We start from the raw sequence: 677 nt of genomic DNA on the forward strand, positions 1-677 counted from the left end.
GGTCGCAATACGAGCACGTTGACGTTCTTCTTGAAGCTGTGCAATTTTGCCACTGAATCACCGTTTCTTCTGCGTTAATCGCAGCCAATTCGCTTGCGAGTGTTTCATGCGTTTGACGCGCTTCGAGCTGCTCGCTTTGATTCTGCTTGACCTTAGACCAAGCGGACTGATAGGCACTCTGAGCAGGCATCAAWWCAAATACAGGCGTATCACTTAAACGTTGATAATCTTTCTCAAGCTGTTGCTTCGCCTTATCGAGTCGCGCAACAAGTTCAGCCTCTTGTTGTTTCAATCGCTCAAGCTGCTCTGCTTGGTTATTCAACTGATTCTGTTTAGCCGATTTCTTCTTTTCCGTATTCGCTAAGCAACGTGTTTTGGGTGAACAAAGCGTCATCAACAACCACCACAGGGCTTGCTTCTTCCGCCATCGCAGGAATTCCAGCAACAACAGGCAGCATGGCAAGTGTAAGTGCAGAAAAAACTAAACGCATGATAAATACTTCATTAAAACTTAGGGAACATGCCAAATTATCGAAAAATGGCGTTTAAATAAAAATGCGAAAGACAGGGTTACCCCTGCTTATCGTTCAACCAACTTGACCCAAACGGTATCGGTCGAACCGACATAAATCTCACGATTATACGTTCATAGCCCGGTTTCGACACCGTAAATCGAT

The 677-nt window shown here is 45.0% G+C and carries 1 protein-coding gene and 1 pseudogene; both read right to left on the reverse strand.

Annotated features, from left to right (window positions below; translation table 11 throughout):
* Positions 1-322 (reverse strand): annotated as a pseudogene (locus CIK04_RS34555) (hypothetical protein); the annotation flags it as partial.
* 10 nt (positions 323-332) lie between these two features.
* A complete protein-coding gene (locus CIK04_RS34560) occupies positions 333-491 on the reverse strand; it encodes a hypothetical protein (protein WP_325205936.1) in 159 nt (52 codons plus the stop codon).
* Positions 492-677: the final 186 nt, after the last annotated feature.

Source organism: Vibrio sp. 03_296 (genome assembly GCF_002265885.1).